The sequence below is a fragment of the Alteromonas sp. WD8-37 genome (assembly GCF_055326825.1).
Genome location: NZ_JBUZOV010000001.1, coordinates 1160420 through 1184151, shown reverse-complemented (window position 1 = coordinate 1184151; position 23732 = coordinate 1160420). Strand labels below are relative to the sequence as shown.

23 protein-coding genes and 1 other annotated feature are annotated in these 23732 nt (G+C 51.5%); of the genes, 10 read left to right on the top strand and 13 right to left on the bottom strand.

The window, feature by feature from the left end:
- The first annotated feature begins 21 nt into the window (after positions 1-21).
- The 4 genes from ACTUJZ_RS05275 to ACTUJZ_RS05260 all read left to right on the top strand — a co-directional run bounded on the left by ACTUJZ_RS05275 (position 22) and on the right by ACTUJZ_RS05260 (position 4150).
- Positions 22-348, top strand: coding sequence for a YbaB/EbfC family nucleoid-associated protein (locus ACTUJZ_RS05275; protein WP_463635204.1), 327 nt, complete (start codon positions 22-24; stop codon positions 346-348).
- Between the two features lie 583 nt (positions 349-931).
- Positions 932-1924 carry a sulfotransferase gene (locus ACTUJZ_RS05270; protein WP_463635203.1) on the top strand — a complete coding sequence of 331 codons (993 nt, stop codon included), beginning with the start codon at positions 932-934 and terminating at the stop codon, positions 1922-1924.
- A complete protein-coding gene (locus tag ACTUJZ_RS05265; RefSeq protein WP_463635202.1) occupies positions 1917-2861 on the top strand; it encodes a glycosyltransferase family protein in 945 nt (314 codons plus the stop codon). The genes ACTUJZ_RS05270 and ACTUJZ_RS05265 overlap by 8 nt, the downstream gene beginning before the upstream one ends.
- A gap of 98 nt (positions 2862-2959) precedes the next feature.
- Positions 2960-4150, top strand: a complete 1191-nt coding sequence (locus tag ACTUJZ_RS05260) for a hypothetical protein (protein ID WP_463635201.1) — start codon at positions 2960-2962, stop codon at positions 4148-4150.
- Between the two features lie 94 nt (positions 4151-4244).
- On the opposite strand, the gene ACTUJZ_RS05255 is transcribed toward ACTUJZ_RS05260, so the two are convergent.
- Positions 4245-5129 (bottom strand): capsular polysaccharide synthesis protein, encoded by an 885-nt coding sequence (locus tag ACTUJZ_RS05255; protein ID WP_463635200.1) that lies wholly within the window; start codon positions 5127-5129, stop codon positions 4245-4247.
- A 398-nt stretch (positions 5130-5527) separates the two neighbouring features.
- On the opposite strand from ACTUJZ_RS05255, the gene recR reads away from it, so the two are divergent.
- The 5 genes from recR to ACTUJZ_RS05230 all read left to right on the top strand — a co-directional run bounded on the left by recR (position 5528) and on the right by ACTUJZ_RS05230 (position 10735).
- Positions 5528-6127, top strand: a complete 600-nt coding sequence (recR, locus tag ACTUJZ_RS05250; RefSeq protein WP_463635252.1) for a recombination mediator RecR — start codon at positions 5528-5530, stop codon at positions 6125-6127.
- A gap of 108 nt (positions 6128-6235) precedes the next feature.
- The gene (gene htpG, locus ACTUJZ_RS05245) at positions 6236-8158 is read left to right on the top strand and encodes a molecular chaperone HtpG (protein WP_463635199.1); all 1923 of its coding nucleotides are present in this window, start codon (positions 6236-6238) and stop codon (positions 8156-8158) included.
- 285 nt (positions 8159-8443) lie between these two features.
- The gene (gene adk / locus ACTUJZ_RS05240; RefSeq protein WP_463635198.1) at positions 8444-9088 is read left to right on the top strand and encodes an adenylate kinase; all 645 of its coding nucleotides are present in this window, start codon (positions 8444-8446) and stop codon (positions 9086-9088) included.
- Positions 9089-9203: 115 nt separating this feature from the next.
- A complete protein-coding gene (locus ACTUJZ_RS05235; RefSeq protein ID WP_463635197.1) occupies positions 9204-9602 on the top strand; it encodes an MAPEG family protein in 399 nt (132 codons plus the stop codon).
- Positions 9560-10735 (top strand): alanine racemase, encoded by a 1176-nt coding sequence (locus tag ACTUJZ_RS05230; protein WP_463635196.1) that lies wholly within the window; start codon positions 9560-9562, stop codon positions 10733-10735. Before ACTUJZ_RS05235 ends, ACTUJZ_RS05230 begins: the two co-directional genes overlap by 43 nt.
- Positions 10736-10790: 55 nt before the next feature.
- Here the strand turns inward: ACTUJZ_RS05230 and ACTUJZ_RS05225 are convergent, their stop codons facing one another.
- Complete coding sequence (locus ACTUJZ_RS05225) at positions 10791-13397, bottom strand: TonB-dependent receptor (protein ID WP_463635195.1); 2607 nt, start codon at positions 13395-13397, stop codon at positions 10791-10793.
- Positions 13398-13598: 201 nt separating this feature from the next.
- On the opposite strand from ACTUJZ_RS05225, the gene ACTUJZ_RS05220 reads away from it, so the two are divergent.
- A complete protein-coding gene (locus tag ACTUJZ_RS05220) occupies positions 13599-14285 on the top strand; it encodes a hypothetical protein (protein ID WP_463635194.1) in 687 nt (228 codons plus the stop codon).
- 153 nt (positions 14286-14438) lie between these two features.
- On the opposite strand, the gene ACTUJZ_RS05215 is transcribed toward ACTUJZ_RS05220, so the two are convergent.
- The 11 genes from ACTUJZ_RS05215 to hisG all read right to left on the bottom strand — a co-directional run bounded on the left by ACTUJZ_RS05215 (position 14439) and on the right by hisG (position 23433).
- On the bottom strand, positions 14439-14867 hold the full coding sequence (locus ACTUJZ_RS05215) for an Hsp20 family protein (protein ID WP_463635193.1): 429 nt from the start codon (positions 14865-14867) through the stop codon (positions 14439-14441).
- 95 nt (positions 14868-14962) lie between these two features.
- Positions 14963-15433, bottom strand: a complete 471-nt coding sequence (locus tag ACTUJZ_RS05210; protein WP_463635192.1) for an Hsp20 family protein — start codon at positions 15431-15433, stop codon at positions 14963-14965.
- Positions 15434-15576: 143 nt separating this feature from the next.
- Complete coding sequence (gene lepB, locus ACTUJZ_RS05205; RefSeq protein ID WP_463635191.1) at positions 15577-16218, bottom strand: signal peptidase I; 642 nt, start codon at positions 16216-16218, stop codon at positions 15577-15579.
- A 126-nt stretch (positions 16219-16344) separates the two neighbouring features.
- On the bottom strand, positions 16345-16962 hold the full coding sequence (hisIE, locus tag ACTUJZ_RS05200; RefSeq protein ID WP_463635190.1) for a bifunctional phosphoribosyl-AMP cyclohydrolase/phosphoribosyl-ATP diphosphatase HisIE: 618 nt from the start codon (positions 16960-16962) through the stop codon (positions 16345-16347).
- Positions 16963-16965: 3 nt separating this feature from the next.
- On the bottom strand, positions 16966-17760 hold the full coding sequence (gene hisF, locus ACTUJZ_RS05195) for an imidazole glycerol phosphate synthase subunit HisF (protein WP_463635189.1): 795 nt from the start codon (positions 17758-17760) through the stop codon (positions 16966-16968).
- Positions 17742-18479 (bottom strand): 1-(5-phosphoribosyl)-5-[(5-phosphoribosylamino)methylideneamino]imidazole-4-carboxamide isomerase, encoded by a 738-nt coding sequence (gene hisA, locus ACTUJZ_RS05190; protein WP_463635251.1) that lies wholly within the window; start codon positions 18477-18479, stop codon positions 17742-17744. The genes hisF and hisA overlap by 19 nt, the downstream gene beginning before the upstream one ends.
- Positions 18479-19081, bottom strand: a complete 603-nt coding sequence (gene hisH, locus ACTUJZ_RS05185) for an imidazole glycerol phosphate synthase subunit HisH (RefSeq protein ID WP_463635188.1) — start codon at positions 19079-19081, stop codon at positions 18479-18481. Before hisH ends, hisA begins: the two co-directional genes overlap by 1 nt.
- Positions 19081-20151, bottom strand: coding sequence for a bifunctional histidinol-phosphatase/imidazoleglycerol-phosphate dehydratase HisB (gene hisB / locus ACTUJZ_RS05180; RefSeq protein WP_463635187.1), 1071 nt, complete (start codon positions 20149-20151; stop codon positions 19081-19083). Before hisB ends, hisH begins: the two co-directional genes overlap by 1 nt.
- Complete coding sequence (hisC, locus tag ACTUJZ_RS05175) at positions 20148-21230, bottom strand: histidinol-phosphate transaminase (RefSeq protein WP_463635186.1); 1083 nt, start codon at positions 21228-21230, stop codon at positions 20148-20150. The genes hisB and hisC overlap by 4 nt, the downstream gene beginning before the upstream one ends.
- Entirely contained in the window at positions 21223-22530 is a 1308-nt protein-coding gene (gene hisD, locus ACTUJZ_RS05170; RefSeq protein ID WP_463635185.1) for a histidinol dehydrogenase, read from the bottom strand. The genes hisC and hisD overlap by 8 nt, the downstream gene beginning before the upstream one ends.
- A 3-nt stretch (positions 22531-22533) precedes the next feature.
- Positions 22534-23433, bottom strand: coding sequence for an ATP phosphoribosyltransferase (gene hisG, locus ACTUJZ_RS05165; RefSeq protein ID WP_463635184.1), 900 nt, complete (start codon positions 23431-23433; stop codon positions 22534-22536).
- Positions 23434-23467: 34 nt separating this feature from the next.
- Positions 23468-23588: a sequence feature (His leader region), on the bottom strand.
- Between the last annotated feature and the right edge of the window lie 144 nt (positions 23589-23732).

The window sequence follows — 23732 nt, the reverse complement described above, 5'->3', positions numbered from 1 at the left end:
AACAAATTAAGGGTGAAAAACATGTTTAAAGGTGGAATGGGCAACATGATGAAGCAGGCGCAGCAAATGCAAGAGCGCATGCAAAAAGTCCAGGAAGAACTGGCCCAGTTGGAAGTGACCGGCCAGGCTGGCGCGGGCATGGTAAAAGTGACTATGACCTGTAATCACAATGTTCGTCGGGTAGAAGTCGATGACTCCCTGATGGATGATGATAAAGATATGCTGGAAGATCTGACCGCCGCAGCATTCAACGATGCTGTGCGCCGGGTACAGGAAACCAGTAAAGAAAAAATGAGCGACGTCACTGGTGGCATGCCTCTGCCTCCAGGCTTCAAAATGCCGTTTTAGGCAAAAAACGTCGAACACCGTACGGCTGCATCACTGGGAACAGCGGATATGGCCAAAGCGAGGTTGGCAACGTGTATTAAAAGCTCTGGCTATGCCGGAGCTTTTTTGTTTTCTACGATGGATGATGTTCACATCAGCCGTCTTTTTCTACAGCCCGCATCACCGCAGCGCTTACCTAAGTCTGCTCTTCTTTTCACCAAAAATACGCATTTGTTTGTACCTGCCTGGTTTTCGCTATGCCTGGTAGGTTAAACGCTAAGTGTCTGAGCGAATAAAGTAACTGCAAAAAATTCATTATTACCCACCTTTGCAAGAGCAATCCCAGACAACCGTGATCGCTATGGTATGTCTTTGATATTCAATGCCTCTTGCTGTTAATAAATATCAATCCAAATGGCTATTTTTACTGTAAGAAGCAAAAAGCACCCAACTCTTTATTATGCAGGCAGTGGCGGTGCGCCGTTTAAACACTTCGCCTGCAACAGCCTCTGTAAACTGCACGCTAAGGAATTAGTACTACAAAAAGGAAGCGGAAAGTGAAGTATTGGTTAGCATCCTCATTCATCAATAAAGAAGCGTGTTTATGAGCCTGTTAAAGGATTGGTTGTTAGCAACACATAGCGTCCCTGTTTTTCAACATCAGAAATCAAGAAAGCATATGAACATCCCGGTGTGGAAGCTGGCGGTAAAAGGCCGGTTGAAAAGCCTGCACAGACCGCATGCTTTTGACCAGGTAAGTTGTTTTGCGCAATTTTTAAGTTTCCCCCGCTCAGGCCACTCTTTGATTGGCTCGCTGCTGGATGCACACCCGAACGCTATCGTATCTCATGAATTAGACGCAATGGGGCTGATACATAAAGGGGTATCGATACGCTCGATTTATGGACTGATTGAATCTAATTCCCACCTATTTACCCGCCATGGACGTTTCTGGAATGGTTTTTGTTACTCAGTGGAGCGTCAGCCCCATGGGTGCTCAGACAGCCTGACCGTCATTGGTGATAAAAAAGGTGACTGGGCGGTTCGCTGGTTCGATAAAGACCCAGAACTGATCACAAAGCTTCGCAACACAACAAGCGATAAACTGCGCTGGATTTTAGTGACGCGAAATCCGTTGGACAATATCGCGACGCTCTCTTTGCGCAAAAACCGGACCTATGATCAGGTGCGTATTCAGCACACATCCAAGGATAAGTTTACCGCTGAACTAAAAAGCAAACAGGATTCTGGCAAGATATCCGCCACGGCCAGGGACGATATGATTGCCGACTACCGACTTTTATGTAGCACCATCGCAAAGATGCAGCATGAATTGGCCGACGAAGAAGTGCTGCATATCGTTTATGAAGATTTTTGCAAGGATCCACAACAGGTTCTACGCAAAATTTGTGAATTTTTAGACATTGCGCCTACTCCTGAATACCTGGAAAACTGTGCTTCAAAAGTGACCGCGAGTCTGCATAAAAGTCGGCAGCGCGTGTCCTGGACGCAAAGTCAGCTAGACGAAGTAAAAAATATCGCTCAGCACCATAGCTTTCTAAACTGTTACTTAGAAGATTTGACCCTCAATGACTGACATAAGATTAATCACTTGTGTAGGGGTTGAACATGATTTGGCTCTCTTGCCTCATTTTTTAACCTATTACAGTGAACTGGGCATTGCCCCTTGTAATATGCATGTGGTGCTCCAGGCATCAAATGATAATACTAAAAACATGCATGATGCTGTTGCTCTGCTGGATAAGTACGGCATTCAGCCAGAAGAGGTATGGATAGCCGCCTACACAAGTCAGACGATGTGGGAAAAAAGACGGGAAATCCAACAAAAAGTAGCGCATGCAGATGATTGGATCATCAGCGCTGATGTGGATGAGTTTCATGAGTTTCCAGGCGATTTAACAGCATTTCTGGCTTATTGTGACAAAAACAAGCTGGACTGTGTTCAGGGAGTGTTTATTGATCGTATTGCGCCGCAAGGAGAATTGTCGACGGTGCGGCAAGATTGCTCTATCTGGCATCAGTTTCCCATTCAAGCCGATGTTATGTGCACCATCAGGCAGCACGAAGAGGGTAATTGGGCCGCCGGCACAGTCAATGTTATGGCGTGTAAGGGTAGAGTGCCCCTGTCGATAGGCGGTCATGGTGCGCTGGCCGGCCAGGCCCCGGTCAATTATTTTTCTGGCAGGCATCTGGGCAAGGTACCTGGTATAGGCCTGGCCAGGGTGCGCTTTGCAATGCCATTGCGGGTTCACCATTTCAAGTGGACAGACCGGCTTGCTGATAGTCTCAAAAAACGGCTGGCGACCCCCGGTGTGAGTGAGCGCGGTAAAATGTACGGAGAGGCGTTACTCAATCATATCGATGGGCAGGGAAGAATACAGGTGGACAAAATGCCGATTCGGAAGCCCGGCCTGGCTGAGCGTCTACCATGGCGCTATCAACTGCAGGTCTTTTCATTGCATGTGCTTGCCAATCGTATTTCGCGCAAGCTCTCTCGCATGGTCAAATCCTGATACCAGCCAAGAACTATTACCAGCCTTTGTTGCACAAATAAGCGACTTATTCATTTAACCAAACACGTAAACGTGGCACCAAATCAACAGGCATAACAATGACGGACAATAATAACAACACTCGCTGGGAAAAGATCCAACTAACACAGGGCAGTGATTCAGGCCGATTCCATTCCCATGCCTACTACGATATTCCTGTGTTCGACTCTACAAGCCGGCTGCTGGCTGGCCACTGTGTTTCCTTTCAGGAAAAAAGCCCCACTCCAGAAGATAAGATCGATATCGGTTATATGGATCTGGAAGGGGACCGTGAATGGAAAACCGTGGGGCAGAGCAGCGCATGGAGCTGGCAGCAAGGGGCGATGAGCCAGTGGCTGCCTCAAACTGACACATTGATATGGAACGATCGCCAAGATGGTCGATTTGTGTCGAAGCACTATTCAGTAGGTACCGGCGATACCAAAACGTTTCCTCACCCCGTCTATGCCGTTGCGCCAGACGGTAAATTTTTTCTGTCTTTAAACATGGCCAGGCTCGATTATGTGCGCCCGGGCTATGGCTACGCTGGTGGCCAAGAGCACAAGATGGAATCGTTAAAACCAAAAGACGATGGGGTGTGGCGAATTGATGCCAATACTGGTGAGGAAACCCTGTTATTGTCGCTTAACGATGCCGCTCAGTTTTTGTTGTCACGGCTGCCTTTACGGTTGCGCTTTAGCAATATAGTAAGACGTTACGTATTTTGGTTTAACCATGTAAAAATCAGCCCGGACGGCAAACGGTTTACCGTTAAACTTCGCTTCCGGTCGCGGGATCTTACCCGCAAGTGGAACGATAGCATGGGCTGTAGCCTAACCTGTGGTACCGATGGAAAGGATTTGCGGCTGCTAGAGCATGCCACCTCCCACGTAATATGGCTGGATAACACCCGCCTGTATTTTTGGAAAGAAAACGGCGTGTATCTGTACGAAGATGCGCCGGGTGGTGGTAAAAGGCTCCAGCAAATGGCACCTGCACTGATTGACCACAATGTTCATATCCGCCATTTTCCAGATAATCCCGAGCAGTTTATCTTCGATACGCCATACCGGGAAACTATTGATCTGTTCACCTATCATGAACCCACCGGTGAGCGAGAAAAAATTGCAACATTCTACAATCACAAACCTAGAAACGGGGAGTATCGTTGCGACCTTCATCCATGCCCCAGTCCGGACGGTGAAAAAATCGTGGTTACATCGCTGGACGACGGCGGCCGACAGATGTATTTATTTCAAAAAACAGACTGAACACTGTGCTGACCTTCCAGCAAAGGTTGTGAAATGCCAGCTGCAAAAGGGGAGGCAGGCATTATTAGTGCCTCTGCCCAATGGCGTGCATACGTTAGACGCATGGGGATTGGCCGGGCAGGATGAGTTTATTGTCAGCCAGCAAACCATCCACAGCGTCTACCGTGTAGCCTTTTTTGTGATTTAGCTTGGCCAGCGGTATATCTGCCAACGCTGTTGGGGACGGAATCTCTGCTGCCTTGAGGTGGCCGTCGAGCAGCCGTTGAAACACATGTGGGCCTCGCGCAGAAACCTGAGGGGTCTGTCGCCACAGCTCTCTTAACTGCGGGCTTCGCGTCAACAACCAGTCAAAAGTGTGGTGTGACCAAAAATACGACTGCGGCTGCTTTGCTGACAGTACATAAATTTCGCTCCAGCGACGCCACGCTTCGGTTAGTGTAGCGCCTGGCGTGGAAGCAATAAACCAGTTAGCCAGTGAACGCACCGGCTGCGGCCGGGCAAAGGCAAACATCCCGCTGGTGTGGGTGTAACCTATCCAATCGTCCAGCGGGCGCAGACACAGTGTGGTGGCATCTGTCCATACGCCGCCATAGCGGACCAGCAGGCGCAGCCGGATAATATTGGCTTTATGATTCAGGCTGGTGCCGGCAGGAAATGCCGGCAGCTCAATCCAATCAGCGAGGCTTTGTTCGTCAAGAACCTCTATCTTCCAGCCCGGATTCAAATTACGCCAGCTTTCGATGCACCGGGAAACGAGGGGCGGGGCCTGCGTTTCACCCTGAAGCCACAATATCCAAATGCGGCGAACTGGCCAGGAAATGGCGCGACCTGAAAGTAACCGTTGCCAGTCTTGCGAAAATGTATCCAGACCCAATCGCTGTTGGTTGTATTTGTCCCGCCGGTGCTGTTGGCCAACAAAACGGCGATGCCGCCATCTTGCCAGCGGCGTGGCCCGTGGAATTCCGTTTAAATCTACCATCAGGCCAAATCGTTTATCTGAGTAGCAGCCGTGAAACTGCTATGGGGGTGTAGAAACCACAAGATACGACTTACTCCTCTTTCGTGGGTTAGTTGCCCTGTTATCTGATAAAAAAGACGTATACGCCGGAAATACGCCGGCCAGATCCCCTGCAAACTTATTATCTCTATACTTTCAACATAGCTTATCTGGCAGCCGTTGCCAGACCCTGCTCAACAGAGTATTAAATAGTCCACATAGTCCCGGTATGCAGGATCCATGGCGAAATTCAGACAAACGATGTAGGATACGCAGCACAAAGCGGTAGTGGCGACCGTGCAGCACATACCACTGCGTAATCTTTAAACTCCTCGCCCATGAGGCGGCCAGCCATGCATTAACCTGTGGACCCATTTGCCATGAAATACAGCCCGTTGTTAAGCGAATTGATTAGTGCACTGACCTGCTTGCCGGGGGTCGGTAATAAAAGTGCTCAGCGTATGGCCTTTAGTTTGCTGGAGCGCAATCGCGAAGGCGCGTTGCAATTAAGTGCCGTGCTACACAATGCCATGGAACAAATCCGGCATTGCGAGCGCTGCCGTACCTTTACTGAAGAAACGGTGTGTGAAATCTGCCGGCATCCGCAGCGTAATTCCAGCGGCCTATTGTGTATCGTGGAAAGCCCGCAGGATGTGCTGGCCATTGAGCAAACCTCGTCGTATCAGGGCATGTATTTTGTTCTGATGGGGCATCTGTCGCCGATTGATGGTACCGGGCCGTCGGATATTGGCCTGGTTGAGCTGGAGCAGCGCCTGCAGCAAGAAGAAATCAGTGAGGTGATCCTGGCCACCAACCCGACGGTGGAAGGCGAGGCAACCGCCCACTATATTAGTCAGCTGTGTAATCAGTTTTCCATCGCAGCCAGTCGGATTGCCCACGGTGTGCCGGTAGGCGGAGAGCTGGAATATATCGATGGCAACACCCTGACCCACGCCTTTTCCGGCCGTCGCCGGTTATAGTATTTGCCGGCTGGATTGAATTTTTTTCATTCAGCCGTTGAAAAGCACCAGTTCAGCCCCTACTTTTCTGTTTGAATTTCGTTGCAGTTAACTAGGAGACTCTGGTTTATGGCTGAAGCAGCCCAACAAGAAACCCATGGTTTTCAGACCGAAGTAAAACAGCTTTTGAGTCTGATGATCCACTCTTTGTATTCCAACAAAGAAATCTTTTTACGCGAACTGGTATCTAACGCGGCCGATGCGGCAGATAAATTACGCTTTCGTGCACTGGAAAATGATAGCCTGTACGAAAACGATGGCGATCTGCATGTACGCATCAGCGTCGATAAAGAAGCCGGTACGGTTACCGTAACCGACAATGGTATCGGTATGACCCGTGATGAAGTGATTGCGAATCTGGGTACTATCGCTAAATCCGGCACCAAGGATTTCTTCAGTAAACTGTCTGGCGACTCTGCCAAAGATTCTCAGCTTATCGGCCAGTTCGGGGTAGGATTTTACTCTGCCTTTATCGTGGCCGACAAAGTGACTGTACGCACCCGTGCCGCCGGTGCCAGCGCCGAAGATGGGGTAGAGTGGGTGTCTGACGGTGAAGGCGAATTCACCATCGCGCAGATTAACAAGCCTGCCCGTGGCACTGAAATTGTGCTGCACATGCGCGAAGACGAAAAAGAATATGTTGATGACTGGCGACTGCGCTCTATCGTAAATAAATATTCTGATCACATCAGCATTCCGGTGCAGATGTACAAAGAAGAAGTGCCTGAGCGTGATGGCCCCGATGGTGAAAAAATTCCGGCCGAGCCAGCCCAGTGGGAAGTGATCAACAAGGCCACCGCACTGTGGACCCGCGAAAAATCTGAAATCAGCGAAGACGAATACAAAGAATTCTACAAGCATATTTCCCACGATTTTGCCGACCCGCTGACCTGGGCGCACAACAAGGTGGAAGGTAAAACCGAATACACCAGCCTGTTGTACATTCCGGCTAAAGCGCCGTTTGATATGTGGAATCGCGACCAGAACCACGGTCTGAAATTGTATGTTCAGCGCGTCTTTATCATGGACGACGCCGAACAGTTTATGCCGACCTATCTGCGCTTCGTGAAAGGCCTGGTTGATTCCAATGACTTGCCGCTGAATGTGTCGCGCGAAATTCTGCAGGACAACAAAATTACCCAGGCATTGCGTCAGGGTTGTACCAAGCGTGTGCTGAGCATGCTGGAAAAAATGGCCAAAAACGATGCCGACAAATACCAGTCATTCTGGAATGAGTTTGGCAACGTGCTTAAAGAAGGTCCGGCAGAAGATTACAGCAACCGTGAGAAAATTGCCGGCTTGCTGCGCTTCTCTTCGACCCATGCTGACAGCGATGCCCAGACTGTATCGCTGGCCGATTACATCGGTCGCATGAAAGACGGTCAGGAAAAAATCTATTACGTCACCGCTGATAGCTATCAGGCTGCCAAAACCAGCCCGCACCTGGAGATCTTCCGTAAGAAAGGCATCGAAGTGCTGCTGATGGGCGAGCGCATTGACGAGTGGCTGATGTCGCACCTGACAGAATTTGACGAAAAGTCATTCCAGTCAATCTCCAAAGGTGACTTAGACCTGGGTGACATGGACGACGAAGAAACCAAAAAAGCGCAGGAAGAAGCCGAAAAAGAAGTGGCCGGTGTAGCCGAGCGGGTGAAAACCGCCTTGGGTGACAAAGTGGTGGATGTGAAATTTACTCACCGTCTGACCGATTCACCGGCTGTGATTGTGGCTGACGAAAACGGCATGACCACACAGATGATGAAGCTGATGCAGGCTGCCGGGCAAAAGGTACCGGACGTGAAGTATCATTTTGAACTGAATCCTGAACACAGCCTGGTGAAAATGCTGGCAGATGTGCAGGACGAGGCGTTGTTTAATCAATGGTCACATGTGCTGTTTGATCAAGCCGCCTTGTCTGAACAAGGTAGCCTTAAAGATCCATCAAGCTTTGTGCGCAACCTGAACGACTTGCTATTGAAAATGGCTCGGTAATCAACTGATTACTAAAATGCGAAAAAAGCGGGCTTTGAGCCCGCTTTTTTTATGAACTACGCAAAAAGCGTGACTTTCTCTCTTTCATCATGGTTTTACCTTAGTCATCAAAGCACCTGACACTGGAACCGGGCAGGGCGGGCGTTCATAATTGCTGACAATTTAGGCCCATGTTCGAGACATTTAAGTAGGCTTTCTGCGGCCTTAAGCGCTTATCGGTCTTGTCACATTCAGATTGAATGTGTAAAGTGCCGAAAGTTTAAAATATAAAGCGGAGAGCGCACAATGCGAATCATTCTTCTAGGCGCACCAGGTGCCGGTAAAGGAACCCAGGCTCAGTATCTGATGGGCAAATTTGGCATTCCTCAAATCTCGACCGGTGATATGCTGCGTTCAGCGATCAAGCAGGGGACAGACCTGGGCATGCAGGCAAAGCGTGTGATGGACGAAGGAAAATTGGTGTCTGACGATATCATCATTGGCCTGGTAAAAGAGCGCATTGCGCAAGATGATTGTAAAGACGGCTTTTTGCTGGATGGTTTTCCGCGTACCATTCCGCAGGCAGATGCCATGAAGGATGCCGGCATCAAGATTGACCACGTCTTAGAGTTTGATGTACCGGATGATGTTATTGTTGAGCGTATGGGTGGCCGCCGGGTTCATCCTGCTTCTGGCCGCGTTTATCACGTGGTATACAACCCGCCAAAAAATGAAGGCGTGGACAATGAAACGGGTGAAGACCTGATCATTCGTGACGACGATAAAGAAGAAACAGTGCGTCATCGTCTGGGCGTATACCATGAGCAAACCAAACCGCTGGTGGGCTACTATGCCGCAGAAGCCGAAGCCGGCAATTGCGAATATCATAAACTGGACGGGACCAAGCCCGTCGATGAGGTTAGCCAGAAGTTAAATCAACTCCTCGGCTAAACCGGATAAGCCCACAAAAGGTCGCGATGCGGCCTTTTTTATTTTGTGGTATATAACTATTATTGATGCGCGACGGCTGTATTAGCCTGCGCTTTTTATTACAGGGAGATTGGGTATGAGTCTGCCCGTTACTGCGTTTTATGCCAGCTTACTGGGCTTGTGCTACCTTTATTTATCCGTTGTGGTTATCAGTGTACGCCGACGAGAGCAAATCAGCCTGGGCACCGGTGATAATCCCGAGCTGGAAAAGCTCAATCGGGCGCACGGAAATTTTAGTGAATATGTGCCCATCACCCTGATCCTGTTAGCCTGTCTGGAAAGCCTGAGCGGCATTCAGTGGATATTGCATGTGGGCGCCGCCAGTTTGCTATTTGGCCGTATCATTCATGCCTATGGTCTGCGTCATCACACCGGCGCCAGCTGGCAGAGGGTAGTCGGCATGCTGTTGACCTTTTTTGCCATGCTGTTTTTATGCTGCGCGAATCTTTACATGATCCACTATACCGTGGTGTAACCGTGAAGCTGAGCCAACCAATTACCCCTTACTGCCTGATTGATGAGACTAAACTTATCCGCAATGCTGCGCGGGTTGCCGCGGTGGCAGATACCGCCGGTGTCAGTCTGCGCCCCCATGTCAAAACCCTTAAAAGCCTGGAAGCAGCGCGTTTATACGCGCCTGCGCCAATGCCCATCACGGTCTCGACGTTAGCCGAGGCGCGAGCCTTTGCCGAAGCTGGGTATTCCGACATTCTTTACGCCGTCGGAATGACGCCCAATAAACTGGATGCAATTAACGAGCTGCTGGTAAACGGTGTACAGCTGACAGTGATTATAGACAGCCTGCCGGCAGCCGAAGCATTAGCTGGCCAGGCCAACCGGCTGCATAAATCGCTGGCTGTGGCGGTAGAGATTGATGCCGATGGGCACCGGGCCGGCATTGGTGCAGAGGATCCAGTTTTGCTGCAGATCGCTCAGTGTATTGCAGAGGCATCTAATCTGGTGTTGGTTGGGGTAATGACTCATGCCGGCGCCTCTTATCAGTGTTTTGATGAAGAGGGCCGACAGCATATGGCGCAACAAGAATGCGACCAAGCGGTGATTGCTGCAGCCCGACTACGCAAGCAGGGCCATGCCGTAACCATGATCTCCGCCGGCTCAACACCCACCGTATTATCCGGGATTGATTATGCCGGAGTCACTGAATTACGAGCCGGGGTTTATGCCACCTTCGACTGTGTGATGGCCGGGCTGGGTGTGTGCTGCTATCAGGACATTGCAATGAGTGTGGTAACCACAGTCATCGGGCATCAGGCTGACAAGGGCTGGGTGCTGGTGGATGCCGGCTGGATGGCACTGTCGCGAGATACCGGCACAGCGTCACAACCGCGCGATTGTGGTTATGGCCTGGTCTGTGACATCAACGGTCACTTACTGGATGGCTGGTATGTAAAGCATACCAATCAGGAGCATGGGGTGATTGTTCACCGTGATGGCGCGATGCCCGACCTGCCACAGTTTGCGTTTGGGCAACCATTACGTATTTTACCGGTGCATGCCTGTGCTACTGGCGGCCAGTTTGACCAGTACCATGTTACCCAGGATAACCAGACTATCAGTGAGCGATGGTCGCGAGTCAATGGGTGGTAACAAAACAGGCCAGCAAATGCCGGCCTGTTAGTTTCAATGCGATAGAGAGCGTTTGTTAGAAGCGCATGGTCAGCTTGGTATACACAAAGCGGCCACGCGGGTTGTGCACGCTGCCCACATATCCGTACAGATCGCTGTCACCGTCCCCGATGGCAAAGGGTGGTTCTTCGTCCAACAGGTTGTTAGCACCCAGCACCAGGCGTAAATTGTCGGTAAAGTTGTACCCGGCCTGCACATCGACCAGAATTTGGGAATCTACCGTCCGCGAGGTGTTTTCTTCAAAATCCAGCACCCCGTCAAAGTTGATATCTGGCGTATCTTCAAACTCGCCGATATAACTGATGTTCAGGTTGGCATCAAAGTTATTGAGCATCCAGGTGGTACCAAACAACCAGCGATTTTCCGGATAACGGTACTCGCCGGTAAAGTCCAGTTCGTCACGTTCGAAATTGGTCAGATATGTCCAGTCCAGATTGAAGCGCAAGTTACCATAGTTGTTCAGCGCCATGTTGTAGTTGGCACTAAAGTCGACCCCAGAGGCTTCCTGCGAGGACACATTCTGATAGGTATTAAAGATTTTCTGGATCACGCCCAGTGACTCGCCTTCTTGCGGTTGCAAGCGGACACACACTGTGCTGCTTTGGTCGTTACATTCAGCGTCATACACCAGACCAAATTGTTGCTCGTCAATTTTATTATCCTGAGTGATGCTCCATACATCCACACTCAGGCCCACTTCCTGAATCGGGGCCCAAATGACACCCACGTTCCAGGACTCTGACTCCTCTGCTTCCAGGTTAGGGTTACCGGAAAACTGGATATTGTAATCCAGTGATTCACAGTCCAGACCGGTGGCTTCACAGCGGTAGCGATCAACAAAGAATACACTTTTTTCGGACGGCCCCAAACCTACCTGGGCCAGTGACGGCGCTCTGAAGCCCTGGGCCCAGGAACCGCGCACTGTCACTGCATCATTCGGCGCCCAGCGTAAGGCAATCTTCGGATTAGTGGTGCTGCCAAAATCACTGTAGTGGTCATAGCGACCGGCCAGTTGTAATTCCAGTTCATCTAACAGGGGAATGGATAATTCCAGGTACGCCGCATACTGGTCACGCTCAGCCTGAGCCTGGACTGATTCGGTACCAAAGATAAGCCCGCGCTGGAACTGAATATCAGGAATATCCTCTACCTGCTCCTCACGGTATTCCACCCCGGCAGCCATCATGACCATATCGTTGTTAAATGCAAAAGCCTCGCCCGTGATATGCGCTTCGGCACTGGTCATGCGCGACTCACCACGACGTACCAGACTGGTGGTGATCTCATCAATCACTTCGTCCGGGTTAACCACTCCGCCGAAGGGGTTATAGTTGCCCAGGTTGATTTGTTCCTGTAAGCGGTCAACCCGCACCCAGCCCTGTGACTGATTACCGGTTTGCTCAGACTTACTACGGCCTTTTTGTACGGCTGCTTCCCAAGCATAATCGCCCAGCTCACCGCGCAGACCAGCTACAAAGCGCAAGGTATTGGTTTCAATGTCCCAGCGGCGCGGGCCGGCATCTACCGGGCGGTAGCGGCCAATATCCACATCCTGACCAAAGGGGTTATTGGGATGGGTACCCGGCGCAGTCAGGCCGGCATCTTCATCCAAGGGGGTCGCCGCACCGCCAGCTTCTGAGGTATTGTGCTGTACCGCCACTTCCATAAAAGCTGTCAGGTCGCTATCCAGTTTGTAATCAAACTGGCCAATCAGGCCAACCCGCTCAGCGGCAGGAATGGTCAGGCCGAAGGGGCCGTAGTCGAATAAACAACTGCCCGATGCAGTAGCATTTTCCGGCGGACAGTCCGGGTCGATGGTTTTGACCCCGTCGACATAAAAATACCCCGGGTAGCCGCGTGAAGAGCGAAAATCATTGCCGCCATATGGCGTTTGGTTAGCTGTGCCGAAGCGGCCCAGTTCGTAGGCCCCCAGTCGACTGTTTTTGAAATAATCCAGGATGACCGTGGAGCTGGCTTTGCTTGACTGGTTACCCCATACCATATTGGCTGTGGTTTCATCATAGCTGGGGCCGGTAGTGCCGCCATAGCCCACATTGACTTCCAGGCCATCAAAATCTTTTTTCAAAATGACGTTAACCACCCCGGCCACCGCGTCTGAGCCGTAGATGGCTGAGGCGCCGTCTTTTAAGATATCAATACGCTCAATGGCCGACACCGGAATAGAGTTAATATCAACAAATGAATTGGTGATGCTTTCGGCAAAGGCGCTGATGGCGACCCGACGACCGTTAATCAGCACCAGGGTGGCATCCGGGCCCATGCCGCGTAACGAAACAGCCGCCGCGCCGTTGGCGGTAGAATCCTGGCTGTTATTGCGGGTGGAGAATGTCCCCGCGCCGGTAGAAGGCATCCGCTCCAGCAGTTGCTGCAGATTTTCATAGCCCATGCCTTCAATCATGCTGGCATCAATACTTTGGATCGGCGAAGGCCCTTCCATGTCGGTTCGTTTGATGCGGGAACCGGTCACGGAAATACGCTCAACGTCGTTATTGGCAGACTGCTCGGTTTGTTCGGATTGCAATGCAAAGGTGGAAGAAGAGGCAGAGACACCCAGTAACCCCAGGGTGACAGCCAGCGCACAAGGTCTAACAGTGAGTTTCATGGAATTTCCTTATTTTCTTGTTGTTTACAGCAATCGCTGTTCTTTTAATCAATACCACTGTTTTACCGGCCTTGGCAATCCCGTACGAAAGTTAATCAGTAACAAAAGGTTATAAAATGTGTAAGGTTGATTTTACTGGTCATGGGCCATGGGCTGCTCTACCATGCAGCCTTTACCCGCACATCAGGACCTGTCAGTCAGATGAGAGTAATGCTAATTGTCATGGGGTGTCTACTGGCCTGGCGGCCAGTAGCCGCCATCGAATCCGGCGAGTACTATTATGTCATCAGTGACCGCTGCCAGCCGGTAGGGTTAACTGAAAAAGAAGAAGATGCACTGACCCCGGATGTACGCTTGTTTGACATCCAGGCTGCCCGCATCAGCGATTACAATGTGCATATCAATACTGATGCATTAAGCAGTTATAGCGAAGTGGGTGCCGATTATTTACAGCAACTACAGCAGCAACAGGTGTATTCGGTGGGCATGGGCCCGGCGCCGGATAAATATGCTATTCACACCTTTTTATTGCAGCGCGAAACCCTGTCTTACGGCGCGCTCGCTTATCTGCTGAATAATTTTTCGCAGTCTCAACTTGAGCGGGGCAAATACTACAAGGCGTTGTTGCAGATTGAAGATAAACAAGCGCGTTTTCGTGCAGTGACCCGCATTCGCTTAACCGATGTACGGTTCCCGCAGCGGGTGCTGCTTAGCGAATATGTGTCTGAGTATTTTCAGCTCGACAGTGATGGCAGTGTGATGACGCCGGCGGCGATTACCGTGGATCATCGAGAGGGCCTGACCGCCGATTTGCATGATGTAGGCAGTCGCTGGCAACGATTGGCTGAGCAAAATTTGTGTGGATTCAGTCCTGGGCGAATGTATTAAAGACGGTGGCAGTAAATGGCTGGTGATAAGAGGGAGGCTGGCTATACACGTATCTTGTGCGAACTAAGCGAGTATCAGCTTAAGCAGCTACCAATAAGCAAGCAGATTAAAGAGGTAGCAGGCTGCCAGGGAAACAGCCCGCATCCGGTTTATTTAGCGGCTGGTAATGTCGACTTTACGTGGCTTTTTCGACTCAGGTACCACCCGTTCAAGTTGAATATGTAACAGGCCATCGGTCATGGCTGCGCCGGACACTTTCACATGGTCGCCCAATTGAAAGCGGCGGCTAAAGTTTTTCTGGCTAATCCCCTTGTGCAAAAATTTGCGCGAAGCATCTTTATCATCGGACGGCTTTTCACCCGTTACAGTGAGCGTGTTTTCACGGCTTTCCAGAGTAATTTCGTCGCGACTGAAGCCAGCCACTGCCATTGAAATCTGATATTTGTCTTCACCCAACAATTCAATATTGTAAGGAGGAAAAGTGCTTTGGCTATCAGCCAAACGGGCACTTTCTACCAGTGACGCAAGCCGGTCTGAGCCAATGAATGAGCGATAAAGGGGTGAAAAATCAATTGTACGCATGAGCATATCCTTTATTAAGCAATATGGTTAAATGAGATCCCGCAACAAGCGGCAATCTTAAAAGAGCAGGGGCCGTGGCCCCTGCAATACAGGAATTATTCGCTGTCGGTATCGCGCTGGGAGCTTTGGTCTTCCAGCAACCGACTGCCAATTTCAATTTTGCGTGGTTTTTTGGCTTCCGGGATGATCCGCTCAAGGTTAATATGGAGCAGGCCATCGGCCATTTCAGCACCGGTAACTTTAACATGGTCACCTAATTGAAAACGGCGGCTGAAATTGCGCTCGGAAATGCCTTTATGCAAAAACTTACGCGATTTGTCGTCATCACTGGCCGGCTTGTTGCCTTGTACAGTCAGGCTATTGTCCTGCGCTTCAATGGTGATGTCATCGCGGCCAAATCCGGCCACAGCCATAGAAATCTGATACTGGTCATCGCCCAACAATTCAATGTTGTAAGGCGGATAGGTGCTTTGGCTGTCAGCATGGCTGGCGGCATCAATTAAAGAAGCCAGACGGTCCGAACCAATGAATGAACGGTATAAGGGAGATAGATCGATAGTACGCATGGTCATATCCTCATTAAAAAGCAATATGTAAATTGTTGTGCCCCGACTTTGCGGCGGCGGTCTTGCCGGCCTGATACTTCAGCGCCGACAATTCCTATATAGGAGCAGTCAAAAGCTTTTCAAGAGAAATTTTGCAAAATTTTTTAAATCAGTGGTTGCAGGTAACGGTTGGAGCGCGGCAGGTAATAGTTTTCGCGGTCAAAGGACACAATTACGCTTAACGCTTTGCCAGCCAGTTCATTCACCGGCACAAAGCCGTAGACCCGTGAGTCAGCGCTGTGGTTGCGATTATCACCCAGAACCAGCAAGTGGTCTGCCGGCACCTTAACCTGACGAAAATTGCTGAACTTATTGGTGGGGCCGGTCAGCTGGATCTGGTGCGGTGCATTGTCCAGTTGTTCAAGCAGAATCTGGTCCTGATCCGGTTCATAATCTAGGGGCTGGCCGTTTATTTTCAACTGGTTATTGTGTAGCGACACGGTATCCCCGGGCAGGCCGATGACTCGCTTGATCAGCCGTACATCTGCCTGTTGACTGTCAAATACTACAATATCGCCGCGCGCGGGCAGGGTGATGGGGGTCAGGCCGATATTGGTAAAGGGCACATCGAGCCGGTAGGCTGCCTTATTGACGAATATGCGGTCGCCTACCTGAATGGTGGGGAGCATGGAGCCGGTGGGCACATGATACCAGTCGGCCAGACTACTGCGGATACACAGCATGGTTACCAGGATAACAATAATGCCTTTATTATTGGCCCAAAAGCGGCTTAATCCCTGACGCATAATCCTTTTCCTTTATTCAACGGTGTGGATTTAGCTTAGCCTAAATTGTCGGCGCTGTTGAGCGGCAAATAAAAAAAGCCCCGCAGGGCTTTGTTACAAGAGGTGAATGCCTGTCATCGCTGCCGGTTATTGTTGACGCTCACGCAGTACCGCGATGGCATCGGACAATGACATGTCGCTGGCCTGCAGCAATACCGTCAGATGGTACAGCAAATCAGCCGCTTCATTTTTCAGCTCTTCTTTATCGTGCACAGTGGCTGCCAGGGCGGTCTCCACCCCTTCTTCACCCACTTTTTGCGCGATGCGTTTTATGCCCTTGGCATACAAGCGAGCGGTGTAGCTGGACTCTGGATCAGCATGTTTGCGCGCAGCCAGCCGGCGCTCCAGGTCGGCTAAAAAGGTGAAGTCGCTGACATCATTGGTAAACCAGCAACTTTCTTCACCGGTGTGGCAGGTGGGCCCATTGGGGTGTGCCAATACCAGCAGCGCATCATGGTCACAATCAGAACCGAGCTCGACCAGATCCAGGGTGTGGCCGGACACTTCGCCTTTTTGCCACAGACGCTGTTTAGAGCGGCTAAAAAATGTCACCTTGCCGGATGTCAGGGTTTGCTCCAACGCAGCTTTATTCATATAGCCTTGCATCAGCAATTTGCCGGACACGGCATCCTGCACCATGGCCGGCAGCAGGCTGTTCATTTTATCCCACGCCAGTTCGTGCATATTGGAAATATCTACAATCATTGTTTATGCCTCGGTTAATGGGTGGTCTTTACGCATGACAATGCCCTGGGTCGTCAGGTAGGCTTTGAGGGCTTTTATTTCGATGAGGTTCTTGTGGAACACCGAGGCTGCCAGCGCACCGTCTACATCTGCCTGTTCAAATACCGCTTTAAAATGCTCCATACTACCGGCACCACCCGATGCAATCAGCGGCACCTCACAGGCCTGACGAATAGCTGAAAGCTGTTTCACATCATAGCCCTGGCGTACGCCATCCTGATTCATGCAGTTAAGCACAATTTCACCGGCTCCGCGGCTTTGTACTTCACGGATCCAGTCTGCTGTCTGCCAGCTGGTTTGCTGGGTACGGTTTTCATCACCGGTGAATTTGAAGACTTCGTACTGGTCGGTAGCTTCGTTGTAAAAGCTGTCGATGCCAATGACCACACATTGCTGGCCATACACATTATGTAGCTGATTAATCAGCTCCGGGTTGGTCAGGGCCGGTGAGTTGATAGAGATCTTATCCGCGCCCATTTCCAGAATGCGGCCGGCATCTTCTACCGACTTGATCCCGCCTGCCACGCAAAAGGGGATATCAATCACCTGGGCAATCCGGCTGACCCAGCTTTTATCGACCACGCGCTGGTCGGAACTGGCGGTAATATCATAAAACACCAGTTCGTCGGCACCAGCCTGCGCATAACGCTCTGCCAGCGGCACGATGTCACCAATGATTTCATGGTTTCTAAACTGTACGCCTTTGACCACCTTGCCGTCGCGCACATCCAAACAAGGAATTATCCGTTTTGCCAGCATGCAATGGCCTCCTTCACAGTGAACTTTCCTTCCAACAAAGCACGGCCTAAAATTACCCCACTGACATTGGTCGGGCGCAGGGCCTCAATATCAGCCAGCCCGCCAATACCTCCGGAAGCCTGCCAGGCAATGGAAGGAAAGGCAGCGTGCATTTGCTTGTACAGCTCTACATTGGCCCCGGTCAGGGTGCCATCGCGGCTGATATCGGTGCACAGCACATGTTTGACCCCAACTTCGGCAAAATCATCCAGCACGGCTTCCAGCGCCACGCCCGAGCTTTGCTGCCAGCCATGGGTCGCCACAAACTTGTTGCCCTGCTCATCAATATTTACATCCAGCGCCAGCACAATGGCTTCCGCGCCGTAGCGGGTTACCCACTGCTTTACCAGTGCCGGCTCTTTGACTGCCAGCGAGCCAATTACGACCCGGCTGACACCAGCATCAAGCAGTTGTTCAACATCCTGTTCGCTGCGAATACCGCCGCCAGCCTGAAATTTCATGCGCTGGGTATCCACCATACGCCGAATCAACTCTAGCTGGCGCTTGCTGGTATCTTTAGCCCCGGTTAAATCGACAATGTGCAGCCAGGTGGCGCCATCGTCGGCATAGCGGTGCACCACGTCCACCGGATCCAGTTTGTATTCAGTTTTTTTATCGTAGTCGCCCTGGTACAGCCGCACCACGGCACCGTCGATTAGATCTATCGCAGGTATAATCATCACATCTTCACAAAATTGGTCAAAAGCTGTGCACCGGCGTCACCGGAGCGCTCGGGGTGAAACTGCACACCAAAATAGTTGTTGTGGGCAATGGCGGCGGAAAACCGCTGGCCGTAGTCACAGGTGGCCAGAGTATGAGCATAATCGGGCACCGCAAAGCTGTGCACAAAATAAAAATAGGTGTCGTCATCCAGCCCGGCAAATAGCGGGTTGTCATTGCTGGCACGTACAGTATTCCAGCCCATGTGCGGCAGACGCAGCCCATTGCTGTGCAAGCGCTCCACATGGCCGGGCATCAGGCCCAGACAGTCGATTTTACCACTGCTGCTTTCGTCCGAAGACTCTACCATCAGCTGCATCCCCAGGCACACGCCCAGCACCGGCTGGGTCAGACTTTGCAGGGTAGGTGCAAGCTGTTTGGCCTGAATGCTCTGCATCGCCGCATTGGCACTGCCTACACCGGGAAAAAACACCTTGTCGGCAGCTTTAATCACCGCATCTTCATCGGAAACTTCCACCTGCACACCCAGGCGTTCTAAGGCAAAGCGCACCGAGGAGATATTGGCGCAGCCAGTATTGACGATAACAATTCGCTGGCCCATTACAATGCTCCCTTACTGCTGGGCAGGGCATCGCCCTGACGAGTGATGGCCTGACGCAGCGCGCGGCCAAATACTTTATACAAGCTTTCTACCTGGTGGTGCGCATTGCCTTCGCTGGTGGACAGGTGCAATGACAAGCCCATGCTTTGAGCCAGCGAATAAAAAAAGTGCTCCACCATCTGGGTCGACATTTCACCCACCAGTGCCTGGGTAAAACTAGCGTCAAACTGCAGGTGAGGGCGGTTGGAAATGTCCATGATACATTCAGCGCGGCATTCATCCATCGGCAGGGCAAAGCCAAACCGGCCAATACCGCGTTTATTGCCCAGCGCTTTTTTCATCGCTTCGCCAAAGGCCAGTGCCGTATCTTCCACTGTGTGGTGATCATCGATATGCAGGTCGCCCTGAACATTGACCTGCATCTCAAAGCCGCCGTGCGTGGCAATCTGATCCAGCATGTGGTCAAAAAAGCCGATGCCGGTATGGATCTGCGATTTGGCACTTGAGTCTAGATCCACCCGGACCTTGATATCAGTTTCCGAGGTGGTGCGGGTGACCTCGGCAATACGCGACGATGCCAGCAGGGTTTTGGCGATAGCCGGCCAGCCGTTGCTGCCGCGCTCATAGCGCAGGCCCTGAATGCCCATGTTCTCGGCCAGCTGGATATCGGTTTGCCGATCGCCGATGACCACCGACTTGGTAAAATCCACTTTGCCTTGTTGCAGGTAGTCTTTTACCAGGCCCAGATTGGGCTTGCGGCAGCTGCAGTTATCCTGCTCAAAGTGGGGGCAAATCAATACTTCGTCAAAGCTCACGCCCTGGCTGGTAAAAATGTCCATCATCATATTATGCGGGGCATCAAAATCCGCCTGCGGAAAGCTTTCAGTGCCCAGGCCGTCCTGGTTGGTGACCATCACCAACCGATAACCGGCGGCCTGAAACTGGCGCAACACCGGAATCACTTCAGGCTCAAAAACCAGCTTGTCAAGGCGATCTAGCTGTTTATCGATAGGGGGCTCTTCGACCAAGGTGCCATCACGGTCAATAAATAAAATGGCTTGCTGGCTCATGCCGACACTCCTGACTGATTAAAATATTCGGTGATTAATTTCAGCAATCGTTCGTTTTGATCATCATCGCCAATGGTGGCGCGTAAACAATTGCCTAAGTTGTGTTGCTTGGACTGATCGCGGATCAACATACCCTGGCTCACCAGGTATTGCATCAGCGCCTGGCAGTGCGGCGTGCGAAACAACACAAAATTGGCGCGGGTATCGCCCACCAGTTCGATGGTGGGTAATGCTGCCAGGCGCTGAGCCAGTGTTTGCTTGGCGCGATTAATAGCCGCCACCTGCAATTCAATCTGAGTGACGCCGGCATCGCTGAGCGCCTGGGCAGCAATTTGCGCCACCGGCTCAGCAATCGGGTAGGGGGCAATTACTTTCATCAATGCCTGGATCACTGGCGTGTTGGCCAGCGTAAAGCCGCAGCGTAGCCCGGCCAGCGCAAACGCCTTGGACAAGGTGCGCAGGATCACCAGATTGGGGTAATTAGCCAGTTGCCCGGCCCAGGTGTTATCAGCGTCAAACTCAATATAGGCTTCATCTACCACCACCAATGCACGGTCAGCAAATTCGGCCAGAATGCGCTTCAGCGATGCTTTGTCTACGGTTGTGCCGGTAGGGTTATTGGGCGCGCAGATAAACACCAGATTGACATCGTCGGTGCCACACACAGCATCAACATCCAGGCTAAAGTCATCCTGCAGCGGCACTTTTTTCACGCCCACATTGCAGGTTTCGGCACTGATGGCGTACATGCCATAGGTTGGCGGGCATATCAGAATATTGTCCTGCCCGGGCGTACAGAATGTGCGGATCAGCAACTCAATGCCTTCATCAGCGCCCCGGGTAACCATCAACTGGCTGCGCTCAACCCCGGCATACGCTGCGTAATTGGCGACTACAGCATCAGGCTGGCACGCCGGATAGCGGTTAAAGCGGTCGCTGTCCACTGAGTAACTGTTGGCGTACGGTGATTCATTGGCATTTAGCCAGTCCTGGCCGCCGGCATACAGACGGCGGGCCGATTCGTAGGGCTGCAACGCAGCCAGATTGTCATTTTGTAAGCGGGTGACCAAATCAGTCATTACGCGACTCCTGCAATTTATTTAACCGCAGCGCCACAGCTTGTTCGTGGGCAGTGAGACCTTCGGCAGCGGCCAGGGTCATGATCGCCGGGCCCAATGCGCGCAGGCCATCATCCGACAGTTCCTGCACTGTATAACGGCGCATAAAATCCAGCAGGCCCAGCGATGAATAATTTTTGGCGTAGCCATAAGTGGGCAGCACATGATTGGTGCCCGAGGCATAATCGCCGGCTGACTCAGGCGACCAGGGGCCTAAAAATACCGAACCAGCATTTTTCAGCGCAGGTAACAATGCGCGGGCGTCCTGGGTTTGCACAATCAAATGCTCCGGCGCATATTGGTTACTCACCGCAATAGCCTGGTCCATATCATCGGTTTTGATATAACGCGCGTTTTCCATGGCCAGGCTGGCAATGGCAGTGCGTGATAAGGTGGCTAACTGGTCTTGCACAGCCTGCTGGGTGGCGGTAATCAGTGCTGCACTGTCGGTAACCAAAATTGCCTGCGAGTCAGCTCCGTGCTCGGCCTGGGATAACAAATCAGAGGCTACAAATGCCGGGTCGGCGCTATCGTCGGCCAAGACCAGTACTTCGGAGGGGCCGGCCGGCATATCGATGGCGGCGCCATCAGCGCGCTGGCTAACTTGCTGTTTGGCTTCAGTGACAAAGCTGTTGCCGGGACCAAAAATCTTATCCACCTGGGCAATAGCTTGGGTGCCTAGCGCCATGGCCGCAATCGCCTGAGCGCCGCCGCACAGATAAATTTCATCAATACCGCACCGTTTGGCGACCAGAGCAATTTCTGGTGCAATCAGGCCATCTTTGCCCGGCGGGGTGCACAGCACTTTACGCGGTACATTGGCTACCACCGCCGGTACGCCCAGCATTAAGGCGGTGGACGGTAAGGGTGCACTGCCGCCGGGAATATATAACCCGACCGACCCCAGCGGCACAAAACGCTGCTCGCAGACCACGCCAGGCGTGGTGGTAATGCGAATATCCTGCGGCTGCTGAGCTTCGTGAAACGCCTGGATATTGTCAAAGGCAGTGTCGATGGCTGCAGTGACCTTCGCACTGACCTGGCTGGCCAGCGCATCGCGCTGGGCCACTGACAGGGTCAGATTGTCCAGGGTCGGGCAATCGAACTGGCGGGTGTAATCCAGCACCGCTTCATCACCACCGGTTTCCACCGCGGCGATGATTTGTGCCACTGTTTGTTTCAGGCTTGCACTGTTTTTGCTGACCGGCCGGGCTAAGGCCTCGGCTTGTTCGGCCACCGTTAAGGCATTCCAGTTAACCATTGTTTAGCCCATCATCTTTTCAATTGGCATTACCAGGATTGAGCTGCAACCCAGGGCTTTGAGTTTTTCCATGGTTTCCCAGAAAAGGTTTTCCGGGCTGACCACGTGAATCGCCACCGTATCATCGCCACTGGCCAGCGGCAGCACAGTAGGATTTTCTGCACCTGGCAGCAAATCTTTGACCTCAGACAGGCGCGATTTTGGCGCGTGTAGCATAATATATTTGCTTTCCTTGGCCTGCATCACACCGTCGATACGTGGCACCAGGCGGTCGATAAGCTGTTGTTTTTCGGCACTGAGTTCACCGCTGCGCTTAATCAGCACCGCTTTGGAGCGAAAGATGACATCTTTTTCCACCAGGCCGTTGGCTTCCAGCGTAGCGCCAGTAGACACTAGGTCACAAATACCTTCAGCCACGCCGGCACGTGGGGCCACTTCTACCGAACCGGTCAGCATGACTGCTTTGGCGCTGACATTTTGCTCTTTAAAATAGCGCTCCAGCAAGAACGGGTAGGTAGTCGCCACTTTTTTGCCCGCCAGCGACTGAATGCCGGCGTATTCCATTTCATTGGGCACCGCGATAGACAAGCGGCAGCCGCCATAATCCAGCCTGCGCATCACTTCATAATCTGACGGTTTACCGGCTGCCGCACGCTCCAGCATTTTTTCTTCCAGCTCATTTTCGCCGATAAAACCCATATCGACCACGCCGTCCATCACCAGCCCCGGAATATCGTCATCACGCACCCGCAATAAATCGATATCTTCATTGGTAGAATGAGCAATCAGCAGGCGGTCGCGGATGTTTAGTTTAATGCCAATGGCTTTTAACAATGCGATGCTGTCTTTACTCAGCCGGCCAGATTTTTGAACGGCTATACGCAGTCTTCTGCTGTCACTCATGATATTTCCTCTTAATGGCTTGTTTCGCGCTCATAACAAAAAACCCCCGGAAGTTTCCTTCCGGGGGCTTGCGAATTATTCATCTGCGCCGCTGGAAGGAGACAATACCCTTCCAGCACGACCTGAAAGGCTATGCTTTATGGTGATGATGATGGTTAATGGCGCAGTTATACATATAAATAAATTCTAAAATATTCTGTGTTAAGACGTAAGGACAGTAAACAATTTGTGCTGACAATGCAACAACGGCAAACTTAATATTATGTAATCGTTCCCAGCAAAAAATGAATATCATATGC

Coding starts and splice junctions, on each gene's coding strand:
- ACTUJZ_RS05275 (WP_463635204.1), top strand. CDS start 22: ATGTTTAAAGGTGGAATGGGCAACATGATGAAGCAGGCGCAGCAAATG.
- ACTUJZ_RS05270 (WP_463635203.1), top strand. CDS start 932: ATGAGCCTGTTAAAGGATTGGTTGTTAGCAACACATAGCGTCCCTGTT.
- ACTUJZ_RS05265 (WP_463635202.1), top strand. CDS start 1,917: ATGACTGACATAAGATTAATCACTTGTGTAGGGGTTGAACATGATTTG.
- ACTUJZ_RS05260 (WP_463635201.1), top strand. CDS start 2,960: ATGACGGACAATAATAACAACACTCGCTGGGAAAAGATCCAACTAACA.
- ACTUJZ_RS05255 (WP_463635200.1), bottom strand. CDS start 5,129: ATGGTAGATTTAAACGGAATTCCACGGGCCACGCCGCTGGCAAGATGG.
- recR (WP_463635252.1), top strand. CDS start 5,528: ATGAAATACAGCCCGTTGTTAAGCGAATTGATTAGTGCACTGACCTGC.
- htpG (WP_463635199.1), top strand. CDS start 6,236: ATGGCTGAAGCAGCCCAACAAGAAACCCATGGTTTTCAGACCGAAGTA.
- adk (WP_463635198.1), top strand. CDS start 8,444: ATGCGAATCATTCTTCTAGGCGCACCAGGTGCCGGTAAAGGAACCCAG.
- ACTUJZ_RS05235 (WP_463635197.1), top strand. CDS start 9,204: ATGAGTCTGCCCGTTACTGCGTTTTATGCCAGCTTACTGGGCTTGTGC.
- ACTUJZ_RS05230 (WP_463635196.1), top strand. CDS start 9,560: ATGCTGCGCGAATCTTTACATGATCCACTATACCGTGGTGTAACCGTG.
- ACTUJZ_RS05225 (WP_463635195.1), bottom strand. CDS start 13,397: ATGAAACTCACTGTTAGACCTTGTGCGCTGGCTGTCACCCTGGGGTTA.
- ACTUJZ_RS05220 (WP_463635194.1), top strand. CDS start 13,599: ATGAGAGTAATGCTAATTGTCATGGGGTGTCTACTGGCCTGGCGGCCA.
- ACTUJZ_RS05215 (WP_463635193.1), bottom strand. CDS start 14,867: ATGCGTACAATTGATTTTTCACCCCTTTATCGCTCATTCATTGGCTCA.
- ACTUJZ_RS05210 (WP_463635192.1), bottom strand. CDS start 15,433: ATGCGTACTATCGATCTATCTCCCTTATACCGTTCATTCATTGGTTCG.
- lepB (WP_463635191.1), bottom strand. CDS start 16,218: ATGCGTCAGGGATTAAGCCGCTTTTGGGCCAATAATAAAGGCATTATT.
- hisIE (WP_463635190.1), bottom strand. CDS start 16,962: ATGATTGTAGATATTTCCAATATGCACGAACTGGCGTGGGATAAAATG.
- hisF (WP_463635189.1), bottom strand. CDS start 17,760: ATGCTGGCAAAACGGATAATTCCTTGTTTGGATGTGCGCGACGGCAAG.
- hisA (WP_463635251.1), bottom strand. CDS start 18,479: ATGATTATACCTGCGATAGATCTAATCGACGGTGCCGTGGTGCGGCTG.
- hisH (WP_463635188.1), bottom strand. CDS start 19,081: ATGGGCCAGCGAATTGTTATCGTCAATACTGGCTGCGCCAATATCTCC.
- hisB (WP_463635187.1), bottom strand. CDS start 20,151: ATGAGCCAGCAAGCCATTTTATTTATTGACCGTGATGGCACCTTGGTC.
- hisC (WP_463635186.1), bottom strand. CDS start 21,230: ATGACTGATTTGGTCACCCGCTTACAAAATGACAATCTGGCTGCGTTG.
- hisD (WP_463635185.1), bottom strand. CDS start 22,530: ATGGTTAACTGGAATGCCTTAACGGTGGCCGAACAAGCCGAGGCCTTA.
- hisG (WP_463635184.1), bottom strand. CDS start 23,433: ATGAGTGACAGCAGAAGACTGCGTATAGCCGTTCAAAAATCTGGCCGG.